The sequence below is a fragment of the Aminobacter sp. MDW-2 genome, assembly GCF_014250155.1.
GTDB classification, from domain to species: domain Bacteria; phylum Pseudomonadota; class Alphaproteobacteria; order Rhizobiales; family Rhizobiaceae; genus Aminobacter; species Aminobacter ciceronei.
Genome location: NZ_CP060197.1, coordinates 5,277,704 through 5,294,256, shown reverse-complemented (window position 1 = coordinate 5,294,256; position 16,553 = coordinate 5,277,704). Strand labels below are relative to the sequence as shown.

General features: G+C 58.2%; 17 protein-coding genes and 1 pseudogene. 11 read left to right on the top strand and 7 right to left on the bottom strand.

Annotated features, from left to right (window positions below; all coding sequences use genetic code 11):
- The first annotated feature begins 29 nt into the window (after positions 1 to 29).
- Positions 30 to 968 (top strand): XdhC family protein, encoded by a 939-nt coding sequence (locus H5P29_RS26170; RefSeq protein ID WP_154387391.1) that lies wholly within the window; start codon positions 30 to 32, stop codon positions 966 to 968.
- A 46-nt stretch (positions 969 to 1,014) separates the two neighbouring features.
- Here H5P29_RS26170 and H5P29_RS32700 read toward each other — a convergent pair.
- Positions 1,015 to 1,159: pseudogene (locus H5P29_RS32700) on the bottom strand (DUF932 domain-containing protein); the annotation flags it as partial.
- Between the two features lie 560 nt (positions 1,160 to 1,719).
- Here H5P29_RS32700 and H5P29_RS26165 point away from each other — a divergent pair.
- Positions 1,720 to 2,235 (top strand): N-acetyltransferase, encoded by a 516-nt coding sequence (locus H5P29_RS26165; protein WP_067965031.1) that lies wholly within the window; start codon positions 1,720 to 1,722, stop codon positions 2,233 to 2,235.
- Between the two features lie 111 nt (positions 2,236 to 2,346).
- Here the strand turns inward: H5P29_RS26165 and H5P29_RS26160 are convergent, their stop codons facing one another.
- Entirely contained in the window at positions 2,347 to 2,673 is a 327-nt protein-coding gene (locus H5P29_RS26160) for a DUF736 domain-containing protein (protein WP_067965029.1), read from the bottom strand.
- A gap of 709 nt (positions 2,674 to 3,382) precedes the next feature.
- On the opposite strand from H5P29_RS26160, the gene H5P29_RS26155 reads away from it, so the two are divergent.
- Complete coding sequence (locus H5P29_RS26155; RefSeq protein ID WP_182575707.1) at positions 3,383 to 4,270, top strand: hypothetical protein; 888 nt, start codon at positions 3,383 to 3,385, stop codon at positions 4,268 to 4,270.
- Between the two features lie 23 nt (positions 4,271 to 4,293).
- Here H5P29_RS26155 and H5P29_RS26150 read toward each other — a convergent pair whose 3' ends face one another.
- From H5P29_RS26150 to H5P29_RS26140, 3 genes are all read right to left on the bottom strand, one after another.
- Positions 4,294 to 5,220: a DUF2493 domain-containing protein gene (locus tag H5P29_RS26150; protein ID WP_067965022.1), complete on the bottom strand. Its 927-nt coding sequence runs from the start codon at positions 5,218 to 5,220 to the stop codon at positions 4,294 to 4,296.
- A 321-nt stretch (positions 5,221 to 5,541) separates the two neighbouring features.
- The gene (locus H5P29_RS26145; RefSeq protein WP_083948679.1) at positions 5,542 to 6,627 is read right to left on the bottom strand and encodes a diacylglycerol kinase; all 1,086 of its coding nucleotides are present in this window, start codon (positions 6,625 to 6,627) and stop codon (positions 5,542 to 5,544) included.
- A gap of 325 nt (positions 6,628 to 6,952) precedes the next feature.
- Entirely contained in the window at positions 6,953 to 7,864 is a 912-nt protein-coding gene (locus H5P29_RS26140; protein ID WP_169808362.1) for a LysR family transcriptional regulator, read from the bottom strand.
- A gap of 184 nt (positions 7,865 to 8,048) precedes the next feature.
- On the opposite strand from H5P29_RS26140, the gene speB reads away from it, so the two are divergent.
- The 3 genes from speB (at position 8,049) to H5P29_RS26120 (ending at position 10,727) form a co-directional block, all read left to right on the top strand.
- Complete coding sequence (gene speB, locus H5P29_RS26135; RefSeq protein WP_154386977.1) at positions 8,049 to 9,023, top strand: agmatinase; 975 nt, start codon at positions 8,049 to 8,051, stop codon at positions 9,021 to 9,023.
- A 49-nt stretch (positions 9,024 to 9,072) separates the two neighbouring features.
- Positions 9,073 to 10,083, top strand: a complete 1,011-nt coding sequence (gene tauA, locus H5P29_RS26130) for a taurine ABC transporter substrate-binding protein (protein ID WP_083948678.1) — start codon at positions 9,073 to 9,075, stop codon at positions 10,081 to 10,083.
- Positions 10,084 to 10,337: 254 nt separating this feature from the next.
- The gene (locus tag H5P29_RS26120; RefSeq protein ID WP_067965012.1) at positions 10,338 to 10,727 is read left to right on the top strand and encodes a hypothetical protein; all 390 of its coding nucleotides are present in this window, start codon (positions 10,338 to 10,340) and stop codon (positions 10,725 to 10,727) included.
- A 331-nt stretch (positions 10,728 to 11,058) separates the two neighbouring features.
- On the opposite strand, the gene H5P29_RS26115 is transcribed toward H5P29_RS26120, so the two are convergent.
- Positions 11,059 to 11,862 carry a GGDEF domain-containing protein gene (locus H5P29_RS26115; protein WP_154386980.1) on the bottom strand — a complete coding sequence of 268 codons (804 nt, stop codon included), beginning with the start codon at positions 11,860 to 11,862 and terminating at the stop codon, positions 11,059 to 11,061.
- A 209-nt stretch (positions 11,863 to 12,071) separates the two neighbouring features.
- Positions 12,072 to 12,530: a hemerythrin domain-containing protein gene (locus tag H5P29_RS26110; RefSeq protein ID WP_067965009.1), complete on the bottom strand. Its 459-nt coding sequence runs from the start codon at positions 12,528 to 12,530 to the stop codon at positions 12,072 to 12,074.
- 317 nt (positions 12,531 to 12,847) lie between these two features.
- Between H5P29_RS26110 and H5P29_RS26105 the strand changes: the two genes are divergently transcribed.
- The 5 genes from H5P29_RS26105 to H5P29_RS26085 all read left to right on the top strand — a co-directional run bounded on the left by H5P29_RS26105 (position 12,848) and on the right by H5P29_RS26085 (position 16,549).
- Entirely contained in the window at positions 12,848 to 13,405 is a 558-nt protein-coding gene (locus tag H5P29_RS26105) for a cytochrome c oxidase subunit 3 (protein WP_067965007.1), read from the top strand.
- Positions 13,402 to 13,686, top strand: a complete 285-nt coding sequence (locus H5P29_RS26100; protein WP_067965006.1) for a cytochrome C oxidase subunit IV family protein — start codon at positions 13,402 to 13,404, stop codon at positions 13,684 to 13,686. The genes H5P29_RS26105 and H5P29_RS26100 overlap by 4 nt, the downstream gene beginning before the upstream one ends.
- Before the next feature lie 161 nt (positions 13,687 to 13,847).
- The gene (locus H5P29_RS26095) at positions 13,848 to 14,300 is read left to right on the top strand and encodes a cytochrome c (RefSeq protein ID WP_067965004.1); all 453 of its coding nucleotides are present in this window, start codon (positions 13,848 to 13,850) and stop codon (positions 14,298 to 14,300) included.
- An 18-nt stretch (positions 14,301 to 14,318) separates the two neighbouring features.
- Positions 14,319 to 15,665 (top strand): cbb3-type cytochrome c oxidase subunit I, encoded by a 1,347-nt coding sequence (locus tag H5P29_RS26090; RefSeq protein WP_067965002.1) that lies wholly within the window; start codon positions 14,319 to 14,321, stop codon positions 15,663 to 15,665.
- Positions 15,666 to 15,739: 74 nt separating this feature from the next.
- Complete coding sequence (locus H5P29_RS26085; RefSeq protein WP_067965000.1) at positions 15,740 to 16,549, top strand: CbbQ/NirQ/NorQ/GpvN family protein; 810 nt, start codon at positions 15,740 to 15,742, stop codon at positions 16,547 to 16,549.
- Positions 16,550 to 16,553 lie beyond the last annotated feature (4 nt).

Here is a 16,553-nt window from a genome sequence, read left to right as displayed (position 1 = left end):
GCAGGAATTGAGCAAACAAGGGAAGCGTCATGAAAAGGCAGGATGCGGATCGGTTCGATGATTATGTGATCGACTTTGCGCTTGATTGGATGCGTTCCGGCGAGCGCATTGCTCTTATAACCCTGGTAAAGATCGAAGGATCATCTCCACGGCCCTTGGGAGCGCAGATGGCCGTTTCGGAAGGCGGCGATTGGGTAGGGTATCTGTCAGGCGGCTGCATTGAACGTGCTGTCGTTGCCGAGGCCCTTTCTGCGATACAAGAAGGTCGGAACCGGCGTGTCCGCTATGGGCGCGGGTCAAAATATCTCGACATTCACTTGCCTTGCGGCAGCGCGATCGAGATTGTCTTCGATGTACACGTTTCCGAAACTGAGCTTCAGGCAATCGATGCAAGCGTGAGCCGCCGACAGGCGGCTTCATTGCGTATCCCCGGAGATATCGATGAGTTTCCGCCCGAAATCATGTTCCGTAAGTATTATTCCCGGCGAAGATTGATTGTCGCAGGAGTGGGCCCGGCTGCACTTCAACTGCTAAAGCTGGGAAGGTTTTCGGGTCTCGACGCAATCTTGCACTCACCAGACATTGAGACACGGCATACAGCGGAATCTGACGGGATTGCGACATTGGCAATCAAAAGCACGACTGACATTCCGGATTTCCAGGCTGATGCAAATTCAGCTATCGTTTTCATGTTCCATGATCATGAATGGGAGCGTAAATTGATTCCTGCTGCGCTGGAGACGGATGCGTTCTATGTCGGTGCCATGGGCAGCAGGCGCACCCACGGCAAACGTTTGGAGATCTTGGCGAAGGCGGGCATCGACTCTGTTCGACTGGGACGTATTCATGGACCTGCCGGTCTATTTTCCGGCGCCAAGAGCGCACCCGAAATAGCTACGTCCATCCTTGCTGAGATCATGCAGGTTGCGCGTAGCGCAAATGTTCCGAGTCTATTTTCGATGAAGTAAGCTTGTTTGCGAAGCAGGTACAAGAATGCTCCTCGATCCAGGGCTTTTAGATCGTTCAGAGATAGAAAGCGCTCGTCTTCGGGCCGCGAGAACCATTCAGACGAAACTCGGCCGACGTGCTCGCCGCGCGTCACATCCACTTTGAAGCCACCATTGAGCTGGTGAGTGGCATCAAGAACTTGCGTGTTCATGGCAGAAACCTCCATGACGGCGCCGGAACCCTCTCTTCCGACCTCAACCGTCACGGAAAATCCCCCCTTCTCTCACTCTAGAGCGGCTATGACAGGCTGCATCCCCAACTCACAAAAGGCGTAAGCACCCATTGCTGAGAGAAGCGGTATTCATGAGTCTATGCATCGCGTGCTCTATGCACCGTTCGGGGTCTGAAAAGATCCAGCCGGCCGGGCATTGTGGCCCCCACCCGTTTGCACGACGGCAGAGACCGGGCGTCCATCTCGTCGGGGCGACAGACAATGACGATCATAAGAACCTAAGGGTAACCGCTGCCCGTCATGTGGACGAGCGCGTTGCAGCGCCGAGCGGCTGCGCCCGCGGTAGCGGACGAATGGAACGCCGATCTCGGGCGGCCAACCGGAAGTGAAATTTTCCATGACGGCGATACTGGCTTAGCAGCATGGCTTCACCCGTTGTAGGCCACCGCTTGGGTGAAGCAGCCAAGGCCGGTCCCTACCGGCGCCATTCGCGTTGCCTACGGGCTTGGAAACACGAGCGCGCTGACCGGTGCGGGCGCATGAAGATCGCTCTTAAACTGCTCCAGATCGATGAGGTTGCTTCGGTGACGGGCATCGAACTGGATGAGCACGACGAAGATCTCGCAGGCGGCAGCATGGCAACGATCTACAGGAGGCTGAGGCGGCGGCCCGAACCAAGTTTGTGCCATCCATTCCTCGTGACGGTGGACTGCGCGACAGTGGGGTTCCTGATGCTGCGAGAGGGATCAGCGCTGCCGTACTGGGCAAACCCTGGTTCAATCAGCCTGCACAACTTCCGCATCAGCCGAAAGGCACAGGGGAGGGGCTTTGGCACCGCGGCTCTGGCGCTAGCGGCGGTTTGGATCGCTGTGCATCGTCCAGGGAGCTCCGCCTTGACGTTGAGCGTAAACGAGGAAAATTCCAGCGCGCTCCGGCTTTACCGCCGCTGCGGTTTTCAAAGTTCTGGTTGCTCTTTCGCCGGGCGGTTGGGGGCGGAAATCGTCCTATCCTGTGGCGTGTCCGAACTTCTGAAAAAGTATGTTGCTGATCCGTAGCGGGGAATTTGCCGGCACTCGCTTCTTCGAGGCCAGGCGACTGTTCGGCCATTGGCTGTTTTGAGCGGAAAGCACCCGCCCGGATTATCCGGGCGGGCTTGAGAGGGGGCGTTACTCGCCTTTACGGCGACCTGGGCGAGACCAGATGAGGCTGTATCCGTCACCGTCCTCATCGTCGAAGAGGTTGGCGAAGATGGGAGCATTGAAGCTCGGGTCATCGAGCTTGAGGCTAAGGTAGTCGCGACCCTCATTGGAGCGCTTGGTCCAGGCGGCGCCGATGTCGGCCCGGCCGACGAAGACCCGGTGGCTGGGAGCGTTGTCGCCGGTGGCGCGGGTTTCGGGGACGATACGGACGCTGCGGGCCTGAACGCTGAGGGTGACGATTTCGCCGGTGAACTCGTTGTTGGCGGACTTCTTGAAGGTGCCGATGGTAGCCATGGTAGTTCTCCTTGATCCAGTCTGTCTCGAGCCCGCACCATTGCGGTCTCGATGGTGATCGACAGTCTGGAGGTGATCGACGGCGCACCCATGGGCTGAAGCGTAAGCGGAGGATGGCGCTGGCGCGACTTTGTTGCCCGCGAGGAATGGCGCGCAGCGGTAGGGGAAGAAAGTGGCGATAAGCCATTGCGCCGAAGGCGATCAGGCGAAGCCGACCCCAGGCAAAAAGCACTCATCGATGAGACCGCTTTGGTGTGCGTCAGTGTGACGGATCAAGAGGGTACCTCTGGAAGCCTCGTGCCATCCTGATCTCTCGCCGCCAACACTGCGCGCCGTGCGCATCGCCCGAAATTCTGCAAGTCTGGCCGTATCAAACCTCGTCAAACGCTTTCGCGCCACGTGCCAACATTACTAGAGTCTGCGGGAATTGTGCCTGCCGCTGCTTCATCGCTCGAAAATGGCCGATAACGCCTGGTGGGATGCGACCCCGCCTGGAGCCGTTGCTGATGGCAGGAATTCTGTGTTGCTCCTTGCGTAAACCGGTGACGATGAAGGATGTGACTTCTCATCGAGAGCGTTTTGGACTTCGTGCCGATGAACCGGTGATGCTGCTCAGCAACGTGCAGTCTGGCTCCTGGTGGGTGCTTCACATCTCAAATATTTGGAGACAATATACTTGCCGTGAATTTCACAATTTGGGGGATACACAATGGCTGCTTACGACGAAGAGCGTGCGAAGATAATCGCATCAGGGATCGAGGTAGTTCCAGATCCAGATCGCGCATTCATGTTGACCATCCGACGCAAGAAGGATGTTAGAAAAGAGCATCAAGACGCCTCTGATCAAGCCATTTTCGAACGGGCGTTCAGCGAAAAACCTGATCGCGCGTATTCGACCAAGAAGAAGATCTTGGCTGAGGGAGATTCATGGGTGAACATATTCACAGATATCCCAGGGCAGCCTGACACTTTCGTCGATGTGATCGCCAAAAAGTACTATGTGAACAATATTGGCTGGCCTGGAGACACGTTCCGCGAGACGTTTGGGGCTAAGCAGTACAAGCAGCCGTTGAGCGCGGGAACGTTCGATTTCTTTGTCTTTTCGGGTGGCGGTGTCGACTTCTTCGGCGGTGACGCCATGAAGAATTTTGTGCGCCCGTTTAACGAAGGAGACGGCTCAAAGGACGCCAAGACGTATGTGAAGGATGAGTTCGATTACTTTCTCCGAGGAGTAGCCCGCGATTATCGCACCGTTCTTCGCGAGACGATAACGTGGAGTGCGCCGAAGCGTACCAAGCTTGTCATGCATGGATACGATTACTCCATCCCAAAACCTGGGGGGCAGTATCTGGGGCGAAGGTTTGAACAGTTGGGGTTTGACACCGGCACTCGTTTGCCCCGCGAAATAGTCAAAGTCCTCGTTGACCGCTTCTACGATGCGCTACTAAGCGTCGCCAAAGGCAGTGGAGGGCGCGCGCTGGTCGTGGATTTCCGCAACACCATCGGCCGACTTTGGCATGATGAGATTCATCCAAATGATGGCGGCGCCAAGAAGCTGGCCACGCAAGCGGCTAAAAAGATGGGACTTGTCTTGTAGCCGGGAAGCCAAGACCCGGCGGCTCATGTGCCGCCGGATCTCATGACCGGGATGCCGAGCTTGCGCGCCTTGTCAGCGAGATTGTCCTGAATTCCCGTGCCGGGGAACCAGATCACGCCGATCGGCATCGGCTCGAGCATTGCGTCGTTGCGTCTAAACGGCGCGGCCTTGGCATGTTTGGTCCAGTCGGGCTTGAAGGCGATCTGCGGAACCTTGCGATGGCTTGCCCATTTGGCGGCAATGAGCTCGGCGCCTTTAGGGCTGCCGCCGTGCAATAGCACCATGTCAGGGTGTTTGGCATGGACCTGGTCAAGCTTGGCCCAGATCAAGCGGTGGTCGTTGAAGTCGACCCCGCCAGTGAAGGCAATTTTGGGTCCGGCCGGCAGGAGTGTCTCGTTCTCGGCGCGTCGCTTGGCGGCAAGGAAGTCACGGCTGTCGATCAGTGCTGCGGTAAGGTTGCGATGGTTGACCATCGAGCCGGTGCGTGGCCGCCAGATCGAGTGGGTGGAGCGTTCGAACTGTTCTGCTGCCTGGTCGCGCATCAGTTCGAAAGCATTGCGCCGCTCGAGAATGGTTTGACCCTGTGCCGTGAGGCGTTCGAGTTCGACCGATTTCACCTCGGACCCGTCCTGTTCGCCCTGGAGGCGGCGCTGGGCGACTTCGTTGTCGTCGAGCTCGCGTTCAATTCGACCGACTGCGCGGTGAAAGAGATTGACCGTGCCCCAAAGCAGTTCTTCGAGGTCGGGTTCGAGGCGCGTTTCAGAGAGTGCCACCACAAGGGCGTCGAAGATGTCGGCGACGCTCCCAGAGACGACGTGGGCTTCGGGAAGGGGGCGTGGATCAGGTTCATCCTCGAAAGGGCGGTAGCCGTAGAGCTGAAGTTCCTGGAGGACGTGTTCGGTCGGGGACGTGTGGTGCGGTTCGTTGGCTGTGTCGTGCTCTTCGGTCATGGAGGTCTTCCTTCGCTCGTGGCCACTCCCAGCGCGGCCTTCTTGGCGACGAAGGCGTCGGCCGGGATGGACCTGCACCTGGAGCGCAGCGGAAGGCCGGAACGCAGTGGAGGATGGCGACGACCGGCGATTTTGTTTCGCGATGGAAAGCGCCTCATCGAGGCGCGCCGGAAAATCGTCGGACGACGCCATTGCCTGTCCGGCATGGCTGACGCCCGATCGCCCTCTCAAAGGCCGTGGATGTGGCCGCGCAGCGTTGAAGGCTGGCCTACGTCACGCGACAGCGCACGATGCTGCGGCACCGCCCTCGATCCCCTACCGTCAGTCGGCCGAGGACATGAAGCGTGGGACGTCCTGTGGAGCGACCTGCAACTTCAACCTCGCGGTCAATGCGTCGAGACCGAGCAGCCTGAGGTCTTCGTTGAAATCGCTAAGCCGTGGCGTGAGCATGATCGCCTCGATCCCTACCGCACGGATGCGCGCGAGCAGTGTTGCGATCGCCTTGTAGCCTGCCGGATCGTTGTCGCGTGCGATGTAGAGCCGGCGCAGCGTGTCCGGAAAGATGATCGCGGATAGGTGTGCGGCTGAAAGCGCCGCCATCGATGCTACATGAGGCATGGCGGATCTGACGGACAATGTCGTTTCGATCCCTTCGCCGGCCACCATGACATCGCTGCCTGCGCCGAAGCGGACTGCGTGCCCGAGCAGGTTGCCCATGGCGCGCCGTGGCGTGGAGAGAGGTGCACGGCCGAGATTGGCTTCGCTGAAACCTCCGGGATCGAGCCATGTGCGGTGCGCGCCTGTCAGCTTGCCGGAAAGGTCGGTGACGGCAGCGATCATCGCCGGCCAGGTTTCGGTGGGAGCGTATTCGTCTGCGCGGTAATAGCAGCGTGGGTGGTAGCGTAGGGCACTGGTTTCGCTGAGGGCAGTAATGCCGCGATTACGCAAGTATTGCTCAACGAGGGTTCGCCCGACAGGCCGCGTCATGGCAAGGAGGCGGCGTGCGGACTCTGTCGATCCCCGCGGTGCTGGTACATGATCGCCGATCCATTTGCCCGGGTCAGGAGATGGCATGGACAGGAATGATCTTGCCGACGCACCAAGGCAGATCAGCAGCACCCCGGCAGCAGCCATATCCTTCACTACGCGAATTTCGGGGTGTATTTCCGGGTGCAGGCGATCGACGAGTGTTTCAAGGGCGGAATTGAACAGTTCCGCACCCAAGACAAGTGCAATTGCTAGCCCCACGATGGCCAGCCAAATACTGGAAGCACCGAGGAGCACTACACTCAAGGCAATGATTAGGCCGATCATCACCTGGGCCCGGAAGCTGTATTCACGTTGCCACCCCTCTCGCAAGCCCTGTATGGCAAAACCAAGTCGATTGAGAAAAGGTCTGTTCTTCATGTTCGTGTGCTTATTGGGGACCCTGACATAGTGTCCGGTCGGATGTGTCGGCGATAGCGGGCAAAGTGGGCGTGGGCCGACTTGAATCTGTCAGCCACGGTGACCGCTATTATACACCGTTAGCCTGGAACCGCCTCAGTGATCTTGCCACCGACAAGTTTGATACGACAGTTCATCCGCGCTGCCATGTCGAGATTATGCGTCGCGGCCACGACGGATTTGCCGCCTTAAAACGTGCTCTGACTGTTGCTGTCCTGGCTCCGGTAGCCAACACTATTTCCGTGGGCGGCATCCTCTTGACGACGGCCTATTCGACCTGTCGCCTTCAATCCGATGCGCCGCCCCCGGACACCATTGGCCGCAATTGCTCAATAACTACCTTTGCCCCCCGAGAGAGCTTGTGGTCGCGACGATACATGACGCCAAACGGCACGGTGTGGCTTGTCATGCTTGGGAGAACGCGAGTCAGTTCCTTTGTGTCTTCCCATCTTCTCGCAAAATGGTCAGGGAGGAAGCCAATGTACTTTCCACTGAGAATTAACATCGCTGCTGCCTCCATTGAATGCACGATTGCAGCTGTCCTCAAGTTGTCAATGTAACTTGGCTGCTGGGACTCTCTCAGATAGCCCCTAGATACAAAATCAAAGGTCGCCCCCGAGCGAATAAGCCTCTCTTGTTGGGTTTCCGGCTCAGATAACTCATGATTCTTTGCACAATAAAGCGTAATCTTTTCGCGAAAAATCTCTTGGCAAACGACAGCCTTTGATACGATAGACGTTGGGCCAATCGCTAGATCTATGTCTCCCTCAGCTAGACTGCTTTTCAATTTGTTCGGAGGCATAATATCCATCCGAATTAAGACGTTACGTTCTTGCAAAGACAGAGATTGAATCGCTTTCTGTATTGAGAATTGACGTTCTGAAATTAACCCGTCGATGATACCCAAACACAATTCCTTGCCGATATGGGTTTTGGTGCACCAGGCCTTGTTTTGGAATTGATCTATTGATTGGAAAAGTTCCTCCACTGAAGCGTAGAGCTCTGTTCCGCCAGGCGTGAGCTTAAAACCTGATCTTCCGCGATTGCAGATCTTGAATCCGACCCTCTTCTCGAGGTTCGCCATGTGCGTACTGATGTTGGAGAGGCTCATGTCGAGAGCCGACTGGGAGGTGGAGAGCCCCCCACACTCCACCACCGTCTTGAAGACCGTCAAAAGGCGAAGATCGAAGTCGGACACGGCCCTCATGTGCATTACCCCCCGAAACGCTGTTTTCGGCCGGCCGGCGGCATCGAAACTTAAAGCGGCCCGGGATGCTCACTTCGGTTTGGCCAGAAGTCAACTTGAGGAGATAGGCATTTGTCCGCTTGGGTCAGCCTGACATCAATGCCGGGTCGACCGAATATTCCAGAAAGGTATTGCAATGGCGGACCGCCGATTTACGCCTGTGACCGGAACACAAATGCCCCGATATGCGGGGGCAGCGACATTGATGCGGCTCCCGCTAATTCTTCCCGGTTCATCCGATTGGGACGACATCCAGATTGGGTTGTTTGGAATCCCGTGGGACGGCGGGACGACCAATCGACCAGGAGCGAGGCAGGGACCGCGGCAGGTGCGAGACGCGTCAACTATGGTTCGCAACGTCAATCGCGCGACTGGTGTGAATCCTTTCGCTCTCTGCCGTTGCGCCGATATGGGCGATACACCTGTTAATCCTGCTGATCTCGCAGATTCGATGCAGCGAATTGAGCGTTTCGTCGACGACGTCTGCTCCTCGGGCATAGTTCCCCTTTTTGTCGGAGGTGATCATCTGAGCACGCTTCCGGTCATGCGCGCGATCAGTAAGCACGTAGGTCCCTTGGGAATGGTCCACATCGACGCCCATACGGACACATGGGATTCGTATTTCGACGGCCAGAAATACACGCACGGGACCCCGTTTCGCCGGGCAATCGAGGAGGGGATTCTCGACCCGAACCGCACTGTGCAAATCGGAATCCGTGGCGCTCTTTATGCTGACGGGGACGATTGCTGGGGACGCGATCAGGGCATCCGCGTGATCGACTTCGACGAATACAAGAGGTTAGGAGTCGAACAGGTACTGCGCGAAACCCGCGCTCGCGTGGGCTCGCAAGCGACCTATGTCAGTTTCGACATTGACGTGCTTGACCCAGCCTACGCACCCGGGACTGGAACGCCGGAAATCGGCGGTATGACGACTTACGAGGCCCAGTGCCTCGTCCGTGGCCTTAAAGGCATTACCTGCGTCGGCGCCGACGTTGTCGAGGTTTCACCGCCATTCGATACCAGCGGCAACACAGCTCTCGCGGCGGCCACGCTGATGTTTGAGATCCTCTGCGTGGCCGCTGGCACTGTCTCAAAAGCCAACAGCTAAACCGACCCGACCACACCGAAAAAAAAGATAAACATTTGAGGAGGAACTGATGAATTTCGCCAGAAATCTAGCGGCAGTCGGTGCAATGGCCTTGTCCGCGTTGTCGTTTGCGGGTCCAGCGTCAGCCGAGCAGAAAATCGTTGATGTGGCATATCAATTGACCACCAGCCCCTGGATCGCCCGTCTGGCGGACGGGGCCTTCGAGACAGAGACCGGGTACACGATCAACTGGCACCAGTTCAACACGGGCGCCGAAATAATAAGCGCCATGGCGTCGGGTTCCATCGACCTAAGTGTGCTTGGCTCGAGCCCGTTGGCGGTTGCGTCTACCGCAGGGCTGGACATCAAACTGTTCTGGGTGCTGGAGGATATAGCCAGCGCCGAAGCGCTTTATGTCCGAAACGACAGCGGCATCAGTTCGCCACAGGATCTGGTCGGCAAGCGGCTGGCAGTGCCTTTTGCGAGCACGAGCCACTACCAACTCATGTACGCGCTGAAGAAATGGGGCGTCGATGATCAGGTCACCGTGCTGAACCTGGATCCGAACAAGGCGGCAGCTGCATGGGAACGCAAAGACATTGACGGTGCCTTCATTTGGGGCGCGGCGATGGCGCGTCTTAAACGGAATGGCACCCCCCTCGTTACGGCCGGCCAAATCTGTGAGATGGGGCGCTGCACATTCGAAGGGATGGCCGTCAGTACTGAATTTGCCCGGGATAACGCTGAATTCATGCAGCAGTTTACGAGCGTAATCGACCAGGCCAACCGCGATTACAGAAACAACCCTGCCGCGTGGGCGATCGACTCTGCCAACATCAAGCTTATTTCAGATCTCTTTGGCGCCGATGCCAGCACCGTTACAGAAGACCTATCACAATACAAATATCCGTCGCTGAAGGAGCAGGCTTCCTGTGCTTGGCTGGGCTGTGGCGCCGAAGGCGGCGCAGCCAAGACGCTGAGGCTGACTGCCGAATTTCTAAAGTCTCAAGGCAGGATCGACAAGGTTCTCGACGACTATTCCGGCTTCGTTGCGGATGACTACCTAGCGGCTTCTCGGTAGCCTCGCGCGCCAAGCACTTCACCGCAGGAACCTAAGACATTCGAGCTCTAGCGCTCGAATGTCTCAATGAAGGCTCTTGCTGCCGCCCGGCGCGGCCCAAGCAGCCGAAATCAGGCCAAATGGGCCGGCAGCGGCACTCCGCACGCTAGCTTTGTGAGGATTGTTCAGCTTAGAACTTGTAGCTGATATCGCAGGCATCGCGTATCTGCAGCCATTTATCGATGGCAACAAGCGGACCGGGCGGCTGCATCGGCATGACGACATTGTACGAACTGGCGGATACAAAATACCCCAGCAAAGCCATCTCCGAAGGCTATGCGATCACAGCGCCGTCCTATCTTGTGGCAGCGACCACCAAGAGAGTACCGCGATCTATCGAAATCAGGATGCGGCGACGCCTTGATGACGCAGACGGTGAATTTCTCAGCAGAGTGGTCGATGCGCCGGCAATGATGCCGAACGACTTCGCGACGGAAGCGTTCGCGGATATCGAGGGAGAAGACTTCGATATTATCGTTCAGTCGTTCTCGGACATCATCGAGTCGATCAGCGAAGTGAACTGTGTGGCATATGGCGTGGAGCCCGACACTGTTAAACGATACCACGAGGTAATGGCCAACGTCGGCGGGCCCGCACATCGCTGATCGCAGTCATGTTGCATAAATCGAAATCGTATATTCCCGAACTGAAACAGTCTTTTGCGGAGACAACCATTCTTGCATGAAAGATGCATTAAATGGTTGAAGCTGGTGGTCTTTGCTACCTAATTCCGCACTTTTGCCGGGGATAGATCGCGCCCGCCGCGAGTGGGGTCAAGGGCGGGCGCTGGGCTCGGAGGGCCGCTTGCGAGGGGATGCTTGCGAATGAGCTTGGCCCAACATCAGCTCACCCTGACGCTACGTCAAGCAACGAGCGCTGGCGCGACGGCTGCTAGTTGCAACCAGCCGTAACAGCGCCTGACATTCGGCTCCGACCTCAGTGAAGGTGCACGCGTTTGTTCAGATACGAAGTGTTGCCGTTCTGGATTTCGTCGAAGGACATAAAAGCCACTCGATCACGCCCGCCATGCTTAGCTTCGTACAGGCTCCGGTCAGCGATTTTGAACATTTCCGCGAAACCGGGAAGAGGCGAAAAGGCTGCGCCGCCCACGCTCACAGTCAACACGTGTTCGTTTCCGTCTGGGCGAAAAGACGTTGCTTTTATCTTGGCACGAATCCTCTCAGCGACTCCTGCAGCATCCGTTTCCGACGTGCCCGGTAGAAACACGCCAAATTCTTCGCCGCCGAGACGCCCAAAAAGATCATCTGAGCGGAGTGCCGATTTTATTGCGGCGGAAATCAACTGGAGCGCCTCGTCACCCTGATCATGTCCGTAACGGTCATTGACCGCCTTGAAGTGATCCGCATCAATGACGAGAAAGGACCCGCGGGAACAAGCTGCCCGGCCGTCGCGGCCCATCCGCGCTTCGACCATGGCGGCAAAAGCAGTGCGGTTCAGGCACATGGTCAGGCGATCAGTTGTGGCAGCGTCTTCAAGCTTGTGGTTAGCGACCGCGAGCTCTCGCAACTTCAGCGTAAGATAGGAAAATAGCGGGACGGCCAGGATAACCGGAATTATTGTCGCCGAAACCATGCTGAGGTGAAGAGATTCGCCCCCCATTCTCATGAATACCATGAAGTTGATGGCGGCCGACACGGCAACGCAACCTAGTGTTCCGAAACCGGTCCAGGCAGCCAACTGCCGCCATCCGTGCTTGGATATTCCCTTCACGTCGACCATTGCGCCTCTGCCTCCCAGCTAAGGCGACACGATGACCCAAAAGGGTTGAAAATTGGGATACGGTGGGAAGAAATATTAGCGCTGCTGCAGGTAGGTGACGCGCGGATGCCGTCGCGACTAGGCCGATGGCGCGGTGTTCTTCCAGCGAAATATTCCGTCCACGCGGGCTGTACAGATAGGCCGCTGCGGACAAGGTCCGCCAACGTTGCTCAATGCCGCGAGGCCTGGGTCCCACTGAAACCGAGCATGCATTGTTCGTTTGCGACGTGACGTCGGACCCCGACAAAGAACGACCGTAGCATGTAACCTGTGGCGTCCCAGTTCACGTCCTTTCGCCCGTGCGCAAGCTTGGTCAGCGTCCTGACTATTTCTTCGGCCGCGGCCCTGTCGCCCTCATGCTCTCGACACATCCGGCACAAGGTTTCGCTCGATGCGTGTGCCTCCGCGAGTCCTGTGGGATACGGAAAGCAGAACAGTTCTTCGATCTCGCATACACGGTCGAGTTCTGGCTTAAGAGATGTCGCAACTGTCCTGCACAGGGCGGGCGTGACATGGCGCGGAAGGGAGTCGGCGATGTTCTCCAGCATGTCGCAGAGCATCAGCAGCCGGGTGTGCCGGCGATTGAGTTCAGCCAGCCATCTGGGGCAGTCCGACTTCGACTTGGACATCTACTGGCCCATCAACAGTATGGCAAAGACTACCAGAGTGCACATGACGGCAGCAATCGTGCCAGTCTTTTGAAGTACCCCCATCCGGTACATGAGGCCAGCGAAACCAACGATGATTGGAGTTGCAACGGCTAGACCAATTTGTGCGTCCGACATATCGGCCCCTTTCGACGAATTGTCGCGAGTCCGGCCAGCTCAGGTGCCGGAGTTTAAGCGGTTGCGAGCATATCCTGCCGCGTGACCGCGTCTTTGCGCGATCACAAAGACATTTGCGCCATGACAAAGAAGCTGCTCGCGGTTCAGCACTAGGTCGCAGGATGGAAGCAGCCACACTTGTAACGCACGCCGCTGAGGAAGCGGACGGCAGCGATGATTTTCTCCTTTGGATATTAGTCTGGAGCGAGTTGGCCGCCTTTGGCCTACTGCTCGGCGCATTCCTTGTCGCGGGCGCCATGCAAATTGACCAGTTCGCGGCCGCGCGGGTACACCTCAACACGTCGCTCGCCGCCATTAACACCGGCGTGCTCCTTACGAGCGGCTGGCAGGCTGCCCTGGCAACGTCGGCCAATGCATCCCGGGACCGGGCGAGGTGGGCACTCATACGCGCCGCCCTCTTGGGCTTCTTGTTCGCGGCCATCAAGATTGCCGAATACAGCGGCGAGATCGGCTTTGCCGGAGACGATGCCTATGGCGTGTTCTTCGAACTCTATTTCCTGCTGACAGGCTTCCACCTGATGCACGTTGTGTTTGGGGCTTTCGTGTTGCTGGTGGTGAGTGTGCGGTTTGCGCCGGCGAACACGCATCTCATCGCAACGCTCTGGCACACTTTCGACCTGATATGGATCGTCATGTTTCCGATCGTGTATCTGGTATGAGCAGCGTGGACCCCAGCAACCCGAGGCGACTGACGTTCGCATGGCTTGCGTTGCTTGCCCTGAGTGGCGCGAGTGCATTTGCAGCACAGCTGTCCTGGCCCGTCATCGGTCTTGTGTTCGTTTTGGGGCTCGCCTTCTTGAAGGTGCGTCTTGTAGCGAGGGATTTCATGGGCCTGCGCGGCAGCAACCCAACAATGCTGCGTGCGTTGCTCTGCTGGTGTCTGGTCCTTGCGCTTGGTGCACTGGCGAGAACGCTCGTCGTCTCCGTCGCGGCAGGCTGAAGCAGTCCGCTTTTGTTTGCCAAAACGCAAAGAACGTCTTCCCCAAACTCATAGAAGGGTTCGGACCGGACGGCATCCGGAGAGCGGTGGCTGGCCCGCCGGGATGAAACCGTTCGAACCATACCGCGCCCGCGGAATTCTGACTGGGAAAGGAACGCGTGATGGCAGAACGCCTCACAAAAACGGGGGCTCGAAACGTCTTTTACGGCGGCTCGATCTTCTTCTTCGCAATCTTCGTCGGGTTAACGGCCCACAGCCATTATTACATCCGCACGACCTCGACGGACGAGAAGACGCTGACGGACTCCGTGGCGCGCGGCAAGCACGTCTGGGAAAAGAACTCCTGCATCAACTGCCACACGATCCTGGGCGAGGGCGCCTATTTCGCGCCCGAGCTGGGCAATGTGTGGAAGCGCTATGGCGGCGAAAGCGACCCCGACGGTGCGCGCGACACGCTCAAGGCCTGGATGGCGGCGCAGCCTTCGGGGATCGAGGGCCGCCGCCAGATGCCGCAGTTCCACCTCAGCGACGAGGAGCTGAACGATCTTGCCGATTTTCTCGAATGGACCAGCCGCATCAAGACCCAGAAGTGGCCCCCGAACGAGGCAGGCTGAGGCGCCAAGGAGAGAGATATGAAATACCAAACGCAAAAGGTCGCGATGACCTATTTCTACGGCGCGCTGGTCCTGTTTTTGGCTCAGGTCGCCTTCGGCGTTCTCGCCGGGACCATCTATGTGCTGCCCAATACGCTGTCCGAGCTTCTGCCGTTCAACATCATCAGGATGATTCACACCAACGCGCTGGTGGTCTGGCTTTTGATGGGCTTCATGGGCGCGACCTACTATCTGCTGCCAGAGGAAACCGAGACCGAGCTCTTCAGCCCGAAGCTGGCGATCATCCAATTCTGGATGTTCTTCATCGCGGCCGGCGTCGCCGTGGTCGGCTACCTGTTCCGCATTCACGAGGGCCGCGAGTTTCTCGAGCAGCCCTTCGTCATCAAGGTCGGCATAGTCGTCGTGGTCCTGATGTTCCTGTTCAACATCACCATGACGGCGCTGAAGGGCCGCAAGACGACGATCACCAACATCCTGCTGTTCGGCCTTTGGGCGCTGGCGATCTTCTTCCTGTTCTCGTTCTACAACCCCTCCAACCTCGCACTCGACAAGATGTACTGGTGGTATGTCATCCATCTCTGGGTCGAGGGGGTGTGGGAACTGATCATGGCGTCGGTGCTGGCGTTCCTGATGATCAAACTCAACGGCGTGGACCGTGAGGTCGTGGAGAAATGGCTCTACATCATCGTCGGCCTGGCGCTGTTCTCCGGCATTCTTGGCACCGGCCACCACTACTACTGGATTGGCGCGCCAGGCTACTGGCAGTGGATCGGTTCGCTGTTTTCGACGCTTGAAGTCGCGCCCTTCTTCTCCATGGTCGCGTTCACCGTCCATATGACCTGGAAGGCGGGCCGGAACCATCCCAACAAGGCGGCATTGCTTTGGTCCATCGGCTGTTCGGTGATGGCATTCTTCGGCGCCGGCGTCTGGGGCTTCCTGCACACACTTTCGTCGGTGAACTACTACACCCACGGCACGCAGGTGACTGCCGCGCATGGACACCTCGCCTTCTTCGGCGCTTACGTGATGCTTAATCTCGCCATGATGGCTTACGCCATCCCCGAGATTAAGGGACGCGCACCTTACAACCAGTGGCTCTCGATCGTCAGCTTCTGGATGATGGTCACGGCCATGTCGGTGATGACCTTTGCGCTGACCTTCGCGGGTGTCGTCCAAGTGCATCTCCAGCGTGTGCTGGGCGAGAGCTTCATGGACGTGCAGGACCAGCTCGCGCTGTTCTACTGGGTGCGCCTCGGTTCCGGCGTTGTCGTGGTCGTCTCCGCGCTGATGTTCATGTGGGCCGTGCTCGTGCCCGGCCGCCAGCGCAGCGAGAAGCCGGCCCGCATCCTGCAGCCAGCCGAATGACTTTCCGTACATGGCCCCGGAGCATTCCGGGGCCATGCACCCCATGCCTGCCTGCCTCCTCCGGAGTTCCTCCCATGACAATCGCATTACCTATCCGTCCCGCCGCCGACGCGCCCGCCTACTACAGCCCCTCGGCCAATGAATGCAGCTTGTTCGAACGCGCCTGGGCACGGCGCTTGCCGCTACTGCTCAAGGGGCCAACTGGCTGCGGGAAGACTCGTTTCGTCAGCCACATGGCGGCGAAGCTTGGGCTGCCACTCTCGACCGTATCCTGCCACGACGACCTGGCCGCTGCCGACCTCACCGGGCGCTACCTGTTGATGGGCGGCGATACCGTCTGGGTAGACGGGCCGCTCACCCGCGCAGTGCGCGAGGGCGGCATCTGCTATCTCGATGAGATCGTCGAGGCACGCAAGGATGTCGCCGTGGTGCTGCATCCCCTGACCGACGATCGCCGCATCCTGCCGCTGGAACGCACGGGTGAGCAATTGGCGGCTCCGGCGAGTTTCATGCTCGTCGTGTCCTACAATCCCGGATACCAGAACCTCCTGAAAAGCCTGAAGCCGAGCACTCGTCAGCGTTTTGTCGCCATCGAGTTCGATTTCCTGCCCAAGTCTGACGAAATCGCCGTGGTGTCGGCCGAAAGCGGCCTCGCTGACGCCCAGGTGGCGCCGCTTGTCGAATTGGCCCGGCGCATTCGCGCGCTGAAAGGACATGACCTCGAGGAGGGCGCGTCGACCCGTCTGCTTGTCTATTGCGCCAGCCTGATCGACGCCGGCGTGCCAGTGCGCGAGGCGGTGCTTGCCGCGATGATCGCGCCGCTGACCGACGAGCCTGACGTCAAGACAGCCCTGACCGAACTGGCCGATTCCCTGATCCGCTGAGGCG